This is a genomic window from Halomonas sp. 707D4 (assembly GCF_024158685.1).
Lineage (GTDB): Bacteria > Pseudomonadota > Gammaproteobacteria > Pseudomonadales > Halomonadaceae > Vreelandella.
Genome location: NZ_JAMZBD010000678.1, coordinates 1 through 1,288, shown reverse-complemented (window position 1 = coordinate 1,288; position 1,288 = coordinate 1). Strand labels below are relative to the sequence as shown.

Genomic DNA, 1,288 nt, shown 5'->3' with positions numbered 1-1,288 from the left:
ACTTCATCGCGGCCTGGTTCACCCAGCAGCTCGATCTGATCGGTTGACCCGGCAAAGGAGCTCAATGAGCCATTTCGCGGTCGTCGCCCCGGCGCTCTACAGCCATGCCAAGGCCCTCGAGGCACTGGCCGTGTGCCTGGTCGCACGCGGCCACCGCGTCACCTTCGTTCACCAGGTGGACGCGAACGCGCTGGTTCAGGAGCCCAGCATCGGCTTTTTCGCCGTGGGCCACGCAACCCACCCGCCAGGGCGTCAGGCGCGAACGCTTTCGCGGCTGGCCAGCCCCTCCGGGCTTGGCCTTTTCGCCATGATTCGCGACCTGGCCGAGACCACCGACATGCTCGCCCACGAGCTTCCCGCCGCCTTCGAGACGCTCGGCATCGACGGCGTGATCGCCGACCAGATGGAGCCCGCGGGCGCACTGGTCGCCGAGGGGCTGAATCTTCCGTTCGTGTCCGTGGCCTGCGCGCTGCCGGTCAACCGCGAGCAGGGCCTGCCGCTGCCGGTGATGCCGTTTCGGTTTGCCGCGTCCGAGCGCGCCCAAGGCATGTACGCCACCAGCGAGCGTATCTACGACCGGCTGATGGGCCGCCACGCCCGGGTGGTCGAGCACCACGCCCGCGCCTTCGGGCTTTCGCCGCGCCGCGGGCTGCACGAGTGCCTTTCACCGCTTGCCCAGATCAGCCAGACGCCGCTCGCCTTCGATTTCCCGCGCGAAGCGCTTCCCGATACCTTTCACGCCGTCGGCCCGCTGCGCCTGCCAAAGGCCGGCTCGAGCCACCGGCGCCTGGCGGAACTGCCGCTTCCCCAGCGCTTCGTGTTCGCCTCGCTCGGCACGCTGCAGGGCCACCGCTTCGCGCTTTTCAAGAAGATCGCCCAAGCGTGCAAACGCCAGAACAAGGCGCTTCTGATCGCTCACTGCGGCAAGCTCGATGAAATGCAGGAGGCGGCGCTGGTTCGCGCCGGGGCCACCGCGGCGGTCGATTTCGTCGACCAGCGCGAAGCGCTGGCGCGCGCCGAGGCGGTGATCACCCACGGCGGGCTCAACACCGTGGTCGACGCCATCGACACCGCCACGCCCATGCTGGTCGTGCCGCTGGCCTTCGATCAGCCTGGCGTGGCGGCGCGGGTGCTCCACCACGGCCTGGGCGAGCGCGCCTTCGCCTTTTCGCGCCCGGCGACGCTCGCGCGCAAGCTCGCCCGGCTCGAGGCGCCCGATCATGGTGAGCGATTGACCGCGCTTCAGGCCCCGCTTCGCGCCGCCGGCGGAGCGAAGCGGGGCCTGAAG

The 1,288-nt window shown here is 70.0% G+C and carries 1 protein-coding gene; it reads left to right on the top strand.

Features of this window, described 5'->3' with window-relative positions:
• Positions 1-64: 64 nt before the first annotated feature.
• Positions 65-1,288: glycosyltransferase (locus tag BIS11_RS17825; RefSeq protein WP_253586760.1), on the top strand; the 1,224-nt coding region annotated here is incomplete at its 3' end.